This is a genomic window from Pseudoalteromonas sp. S4741, from assembly GCF_005886135.1.
Taxonomy (GTDB): domain Bacteria; phylum Pseudomonadota; class Gammaproteobacteria; order Enterobacterales; family Alteromonadaceae; genus Pseudoalteromonas; species Pseudoalteromonas tetraodonis.
Genome location: NZ_PNCN01000034.1, coordinates 58,954 through 66,781 on the forward strand (window position 1 = coordinate 58,954; position 7,828 = coordinate 66,781).

Here is a 7,828-nt window from a genome sequence, read left to right on the forward strand (position 1 = left end):
ACATGATTACAGTCGCTCCAAAAGTAAACCAAGCAAAGCCAAGCTTGAAGTTAGATTTAAATAATTTAACAGACGAACAAAAAGCGCTAGAAATTAAAGATCTCGACCTTTACTACGGTGATAAACAAGCACTGAGTAAAGTAAATATGAACATTCCGAAAGGCCAAGTAACGGCATTTATCGGTCCGTCGGGTTGTGGTAAGTCAACTTTGCTGCGTTGTATTAACCGTATGAATGACTTGGTTGATATTTGTCGCATAGAAGGCGAAATAATGCTGCACGGGCAAAATATTTACGACAAAAGCGTAGATGTTGCTGCGCTTCGTCGTAATGTTGGCATGGTGTTTCAGCGTCCAAATCCGTTTCCTAAATCAATCTACGAGAATGTGGTTTACGGTCTTCGCCTGCAAGGGATCAAAGAAAAGCGTAAGCTTGATGAAGTGGTCGAACAATCATTGCGTGGTGCGGCATTATGGGATGAAGTAAAAGACAGACTTCACGATAGTGCATTTGGTTTATCGGGCGGTCAGCAGCAGCGTTTAGTTATTGCTCGCTCAATTGCGATAGAGCCAGAAGTATTATTGCTTGATGAACCAACATCAGCACTCGACCCAATTTCAACTTTAGTGATTGAAGAACTAATTAATGATTTAAAGAATAAATTTACTGTGGTTATTGTTACTCATAACATGCAACAAGCAGCGCGGGTATCTGATCAAACCGCGTTTATGTATATGGGTGAGCTCATTGAGTATTCAGATACCAATACCTTATTTACCACACCAACGAAGAAAAAAACTGAAGATTATATTACCGGACGCTACGGCTAGTCGGGTTAAAACGCTAAAACAATGAATTATTAAAGAAGGTCATTATGGAACACAACATTAATAAACATATTTCTGGTCGTTTTAACCAAGAGTTAGAAGATGTGCGAAACCATGTACTAAGTATGGGTGGGTTGGTTGAGCAACAACTTAATAGCGCACTTGATGCAGTTAGCAAAAACGATGCGGTATTGGCACAAAAAGTACGTGAAAACGACTACAAAGTTAATGCAATGGAAGTCAGTATTGATGAAGATTGCACACGTATTATTGCTAAGCGCCAACCGGCAGCCAGTGATTTACGTTTAGTAATTGCAATAGCAAAAACCATTGCTGATTTAGAAAGAATTGGTGATGAAGCTAAGCGAATTGCTAAAGTTGCACTAGACTCATTTACTAAGGATCAACAAGATTTATTAGTAAATATTGAAAATATGGGTCGCCAAGTATCTAAAATGCTGCATGACGTTTTAGATGCATTTGCACGTATGGATGTGCAACGTGCGTTTGAAGTGCATAAAGAGGATGCTAAAGTAGATAGAGAGTATGAAGCTATCACCCGTCAAATAATGACGTACATGATGGAAGATCCGCGCTCAATTCCAAAAATTATGGATTTAGTATGGTCTGTTCGCTCATTAGAGCGTATTGGTGATCGTTGTCAAAACATCGCTGAATACGTCATTTATTTTGTAAACGGTAAAGATATTCGTCATACATCTCAAGACGATATTGAAAAATCACTGTAGTGATACGAATAACTAGAAAATAATTGAATGAGAAAAAGCGTTCACAATCTAGCTTAATGCTGTAAAATTCACGCTGAACAGCATATTGAATTGATTAAAGGGTCAGTTATGCCAACAAATTTTTTAGGTGTTTTTGCAAAATCACCTATAAAACCAATAGAAGAACACATCAGAAAAGCGCATCAAGCAAGCGAAAGTTTGGTACCTTTTTTTAATCATGTTTTTAAAGAAGAATGGCAACAAGCTGAAGAGCTACGTTTAACTATTCGTAATTTAGAGCGTGAAGCCGATGAAATGAAAAGAACTATACGCTTACAACTACCTGGCGGATTATTCATGCCGGTAGAGCGTACAGACCTTCTCGAATTAGTAACCCAACAAGACAAAATTGCTAATAAGGCAAAAGACATTGCTGGGCGTGTAATTGGTCGTGAGATGATCATACCACAAGAGATTCAAGAAGACTTTTTGGCGTATGTAACTCGTTGTGTTGATGCAACAAAACAAGCATCTAAAGCGATTAATGAATTAGAAGAATTGTTAGAAACGGGCTTTAAAGGCAGAGAAGTTACTCTGGTTGAAAAAATGCTCGTAGAATTGGATGCCATAGAACAAGACACGGATGAAATGCAAATTAGAATACGCCGCCAACTACGTAAAGTAGAAAGTGAGCTAAATCCAGTAGATGTAATGTTTTTATACAAAATCATTGAATGGGTTGGCGAGCTTGCAGATATTGCAGAGCGCGTAGGGTCACGTCTTGAGCTGATGTTAGCTCGTTAATTTAAAATCAGTTCAAACACGAAAGATTAAGGTTACACAATGGATATCATTGCATCTTACGGCACGGTATTAATTCTAATTGCCGCAGCAGTCGGCTTTTTTATGGCTTATGGTATTGGCGCAAATGACGTTGCCAACGCGATGGGTACATCAGTAGGTTCAAAAGCACTTACCATTAAACAAGCGATTTTTATCGCGATGATTTTTGAGTTTGCAGGTGCTTATTTAGCCGGTGGTGAAGTAACATCAACAATTCGTAAAGGGATTATTGATGCGGCCCCATTTGCCGACATTCCTGAATTGATGATTTTAGGTATGATCGCCTCATTATTTGCCGCGGGCAGTTGGTTATTAATTGCCTCGTTTTTAGGTTGGCCGGTATCGACCACTCATTCAATCATTGGCGCTATTATTGGCTTTGCTCTGGTTGCAGTAGGCACAGAGGCTATTCAATGGGGTAAGGTTGCCGGTATCGTAGGTAGCTGGATTGTAACGCCGGCGATATCAGGTTTTATAGCGTACTTAATATTTATGAGTGCGCAAAAGCTGATATTTGATACAGACGCTCCACTTAAAAATGCAAAGCGTTTTGTACCAATATACATGGGTTTAGCTGGCTTTATTATGGCACTTGTGACCATTAAAAAAGGCTTAAAGCACATAGGTATTAATTTAGGTACCTTTGAAGGTTTTGCTATTTCTATAGGCATAGCGGTACTAGTTGCTGTTATTGGTAAAATTGCGATTTCTCGTTTAAATATCGATCCTAAAGCGGATAGAGAAATGCAGTTTAACAATGTAGAAAAAGTGTTTGCAGTACTTATGGTGCTAACAGCCTGTTGTATGGCATTTGCTCATGGTTCTAATGATGTTGCTAACGCAATTGGACCACTAGCTGCTGTTGTAAACATTGTTGAAAATAATGGTGAAATCGCGAAGAAAGCGGCTATTGCTTGGTGGATATTACCACTGGGTGGTTTAGGTATTGTTGCCGGTCTTGCTATTTTAGGCAAAAAAGTAATTAAAACCATTGGTGAAGGAATTACACATTTAACACCAAGCCGTGGTTTTGCTGCTGAATTAGCCGCTGCATCTACCGTTGTTATTGCATCGGGCACAGGCTTACCTATCTCAACCACACAAACCCTAGTGGGTGCCGTGTTGGGTGTAGGTATGGCACGTGGTATTGCCGCACTTAATATGGGTGTAATAAGAAATATTGTAGTTTCTTGGGTAATTACATTGCCAGTTGGTGCTGCCCTTGCTATTGTTATTTTCTACGTACTAAGAACCGCTTTTGGGGTTTAATAAAAAGTACTTAAAAGACTTTTAGCTTGAAAAGATCTCAACGCCCCTTGGTGTTGGGGTCTTTTTATTTGTGGAAAGAAAAATGACCAATCTCCCTAGTATAAAGCAGCTACAGTATTTATTAGCTGTGCATCAGCATCAACATTTTGGCCGCGCAGCAAGTGCCTGCTTTATTGGCCAGTCAACGCTGAGCACCGCAATTCAAAATTTAGAAGAGACCTTAGGGTGTCAGCTTATAGAACGAGAAAATCGCAGCCTTATGTTTACCACCATTGGTGAAGAGGTTGTTGAGCGTTCAAGAAAAATCATTAACGACACTATTAGCTTAAAAGAGCTTACCAAAAGCTTTTTAACGCCGCTTAGCGGCACATTAACGGTAGGTGTTATTCCCACGATTGCGAGCTTTATTGCAGCGCCTCTTTATCACTTTTGTCAGCAAACGTTTGCTGACTTAGAGTTAGTTTTAGTGGAGGATACCAGCGACAAGCTACTTGATAAGTTAGAGCATGGGCAAATTGACTTGGCACTATTAGCGCTGCCCTACGAAACCGATAAATTTCATACTCAAGTACTTGCACAAGATCATTTTAGCTTAGTGCACCATAAAGACTACACACCAGCTAAAGGCATTGAAGACTTTAATTTACTACCAGAAGCGAGTGTATTTTTACTTGAGCGAGAGCACTGTATGACTGGGCATGCGCTCAGTGCGTGCCATTTAAACCGCTCTAGCTGTATAAATCCCTTTGAGGCAGCTAGCTTACATACTTTATTGAGTATGGTTGAGTACAAACTTGGCGTGACTTTTTTACCGCAAATGGCGATTAACGCGGGTATTTTAGAAAACAAAAACATGCTTGCTACGCCATCACAAGGTAATGCCTATCGTGATATTGGTGTACTGTGGCGCAAAACAACGGGGCGGATTCGTGACTTTAAATTGTTTAGCCAACAGTTAGAGGTCTTTTTGAAAAAGCAGTGCAGTGTTGATTTTAAGTAACGTAAAAAAAAGCGTATTAGAGATAATACGCTCAATAACACAGGGAATTAAAGTGGCTGCTTGTGCTGGTAGCTCTCTAGCGGCGGTAAAAACAATAAGTAAACCCACACAACAACATTGAAGTAAGGCACCAGTCCAAGCACTGTAAAGGTTTTTACAGGGTAGCCTTTAATCTGGGCATACTTGTAACATTGAAGCGCAATAGCAAAGTGTATAAACAATAATAACGTGATTAGTTGCATCATAAACATCCTCCTTATGACCAAATGTCCATCTTTAAGAGTATAGACATCTAGATAATAAGAAATAAAGATGTCATGTAAAATCAAGGTGATCACTTAATTTTCATGACATTTTGCTGCCGATAAGCAAAGTATAGGTTAGATGGGCAATTTGGGTAGTAATAAATTGCTTAAATTTGTTTATTAATGTTTATAGTGATGTGAAGGTATCTTGATAAAAAATAGGGTTGTTCTTTATTTTTTCTAATTCAATCAGTACCTTGTCGATAGGGACAGGGCGAGCAATAAAATAGCCTTGCCCGTAGTCTACGCCTATTTCTTTGAGTGCAAAAAATACTTCAGCGGTTTCCACATATTCAGCCACAGAGCGCTTATCTAGTGACCTACTGATGTCGTTTATAGCTTTTACTAGCGCTAAATCAATGGAGTCGTTAAGCATATCGCGGACAAATGAGCCGTCAATTTTCACATGTTGGGCTGGTAATTGTTTAAGATAATTAAAGGTACTAAATCCGGTACCAAAGTCATCAATCGAAAAGTGGCAGCCTAAATTATTTAACCGTTCAATCATTTTACGAGTGGCAGCCAAATTATTAATGCTAGCCGATTCGGTTATTTCAAAAATAATTTTTGATGGAGACACTTGGTATTTTTCGAGGCTTGACTCTATTAACGGCAGTAAACGCTCATCTAAAAATGACTGTGCCGATAAATTTATTGCAACCTGAAGAAGCTCTGGGTGCGCAGCAACACTTGCAATACTGTTACGAATAACACATTGATCCATTAAAAAGGTGTCGTTAAGCATTTCCAATGAGGGAATAAATTGATTTGGGTAAATAAGTTCGTCGTCGAGCTTTAATCTCAGTAGTACTTCAAAGTAAGCAACCTGATTAGTTTTAAAATCCCAAATGGGTTGATAATGAAGTTCTATACTGTCTTGTTGTAGAGCTTGGCGTACGCCATGGCCCCATTCTAAGCCCGTTTGCAGCGCATTGTTTTCACCATCTTGTTTTGAATAACAATGTACTAAGTTACGGCCTAAATTTTTAGCAATATATAACGCAATATCTGATTGCTTTAAACATTCATTTGGGTCGCAGTTATCAGCAGTAATTTGTGTTAAGCCAATAGAGCAGCTAATTGAATACACTTGATCTTCTGACTTAAATTGGTTGCCCTCAATGGCACTACAAATCCTCTGTGCAATTAAATGTGCGTCTAATAAATTGGTGTTTTTAAGGATCACCGCAAACTCATCGCCACCCACACGGCAGATCAGGTGCTCATTACTAATATTGGCAATAAACAGTTGTGCCACTTCTTTTAAAACAATATCGCCTTGTTGATGGCCTTTACTGTCGTTGATTATTTTAAAGTGATCAAGATCGATATAAATCAGCGCATGCTCAATATTTGCATAGGTATTTTCGTTTTGACAAATATAGTTAAGTTGTTGGTCAAAATAATAACGATTGTGTAGCCCTGTTAAGGTGTCATGCAGAGCTAAATGGCGTAATTGCAACTCTGCTTGTTTGCGCTCATGAATGTTATCGAGTGTGGCAGTGATAGTGGCGTTGTTGCTGCTATTTTTTATTAACTGAAGCCGACATTCGACCCATACTGAGTTACCGTTTTTTTGGCTTAGTTTAACTTCTATTTTTTGTTTGTTCGCGCCACCTTGTAAAATATCATCAATGGTTGATTGTAATGACTGTTTATATTCTGTGGTGCAAAACGCAGTGAGTGGTTGTTGTAAGGTCGACTTAACTCCAAAACCACTTAGAGATTCCCACGCCGGGTTTATAAAGCGAATATTTCCTTGCTGATCTAGTTCAAGTACAACCGTGTTCAAGTGCAATAAAATACGCTGATGCGCTGAAAATAGGTCGCGATATTTTACTTCACTAACACTTAACTGCTGCACTTTGTTAGCAAACTCAGCATAGCTCACCATGAAGTCTTCACGACGCGCTGCATGATCACAGACTTTATTCAAAAATGAAGGATCGTAAGGGGCGCGAATAAAGTCGGTAACACCAGAAAGTAATAACTGCTCAGCGTAATCAGCATCGTTTTTATCAATAATAGTAACAATGGCTTGCTGAGGGTTATGCTGCAAAATCTTTTCTACTAATTGATTTGAGCTCTCAGCTTGTGCTGCAGTGGCATCAAGTAGCACGATAGCAAACGACTGTTGATTATAGGCACTGAGCGCGGCTTTTTCGTTAGTAACATGAGTAATTGCAAAGTTAAGCTTTAATTGTTCACTCATCTCGTTTGCCCTGCTGCTAAAGGGTTCTAATAACAACAGGTTTAAGCGACTGCTTTTTTCTAAATGACTCGACAACACATTTGCGAGTATTTGCGGCAATATATCTTGGCGTTCAAAAGGCAGTACTGCATCTATGCCATAGCTACGTGCGGTAGTTTCGGCGATACGCTCACAATAAATGGGCGGAATAAGTAAAATAGGCGTATTTTTCGGCGTGTTAAGTAAACCAGAGCGGATCATACGTGAAAACCGCCAGCCATCAATTTTACCTACATCTAAGCCGGTTATGATTATATTTACGCTTTGGTTCTTTAAGATTTTTAACGCATCTTGGCTGTCTGAGGCTTCAATAAACTCAAACACACCAAGCCTCTCCAGCGTGGCACGTATAGTCTGGCGCTCATCATTACTTGTATTTAATATTAGCAATTTAAGCTGTTTTGCCACTTAGGTACCACTCCGAGAAATGCAGATTATAAAACAGTAAGAGTAATGATATTTAGCGATAAGAACAAGCGTATTTAACCGCTATTTTAAATGTAGTTCATTGATAGCTAATTAGGGAGAATATAAGGGTTATCTTGAGCTTTATTACTAATAGTTAAATACCCAAACCACCTCAAAATGCAGAATTCAGCGCTTCA

Annotated in this window: 7 protein-coding genes; 5 read left to right on the forward strand and 2 right to left on the reverse strand. The window is 39.1% G+C overall.

Translation table 11 applies throughout. The features are described from left to right. Positions 1-2 precede the first annotated feature (2 nt). The 5 genes from pstB (at position 3) to CWC30_RS06595 (ending at position 4,667) form a co-directional block, all read left to right on the forward strand. Entirely contained in the window at positions 3-830 is an 828-nt protein-coding gene (pstB, locus tag CWC30_RS06575) for a phosphate ABC transporter ATP-binding protein PstB (protein ID WP_008114812.1), read from the forward strand. Positions 831-874: 44 nt separating this feature from the next. Next, a complete protein-coding gene (gene phoU, locus CWC30_RS06580; RefSeq protein WP_036980285.1) occupies positions 875-1,576 on the forward strand; it encodes a phosphate signaling complex protein PhoU in 702 nt (233 codons plus the stop codon). Positions 1,577-1,684: 108 nt separating this feature from the next. Next, the gene (locus tag CWC30_RS06585; protein WP_036980283.1) at positions 1,685-2,359 is read left to right on the forward strand and encodes a TIGR00153 family protein; all 675 of its coding nucleotides are present in this window, start codon (positions 1,685-1,687) and stop codon (positions 2,357-2,359) included. A 39-nt stretch (positions 2,360-2,398) separates the two neighbouring features. Then, positions 2,399-3,667, forward strand: a complete 1,269-nt coding sequence (locus CWC30_RS06590) for an inorganic phosphate transporter (protein ID WP_036980279.1) — start codon at positions 2,399-2,401, stop codon at positions 3,665-3,667. Positions 3,668-3,749: 82 nt separating this feature from the next. Further along, positions 3,750-4,667 carry a hydrogen peroxide-inducible genes activator gene (locus tag CWC30_RS06595; RefSeq protein WP_036980277.1) on the forward strand — a complete coding sequence of 306 codons (918 nt, stop codon included), beginning with the start codon at positions 3,750-3,752 and terminating at the stop codon, positions 4,665-4,667. A 47-nt stretch (positions 4,668-4,714) separates the two neighbouring features. Here CWC30_RS06595 and CWC30_RS06600 read toward each other — a convergent pair whose 3' ends face one another. Both CWC30_RS06600 and CWC30_RS06605 read right to left on the reverse strand, forming a co-directional pair. Then, positions 4,715-4,912: a hypothetical protein gene (locus CWC30_RS06600; RefSeq protein ID WP_036980276.1), complete on the reverse strand. Its 198-nt coding sequence runs from the start codon at positions 4,910-4,912 to the stop codon at positions 4,715-4,717. 187 nt (positions 4,913-5,099) lie between these two features. Further along, positions 5,100-7,631 carry an EAL domain-containing protein gene (locus CWC30_RS06605; protein ID WP_138626699.1) on the reverse strand — a complete coding sequence of 844 codons (2,532 nt, stop codon included), beginning with the start codon at positions 7,629-7,631 and terminating at the stop codon, positions 5,100-5,102. Between the last annotated feature and the right edge of the window lie 197 nt (positions 7,632-7,828).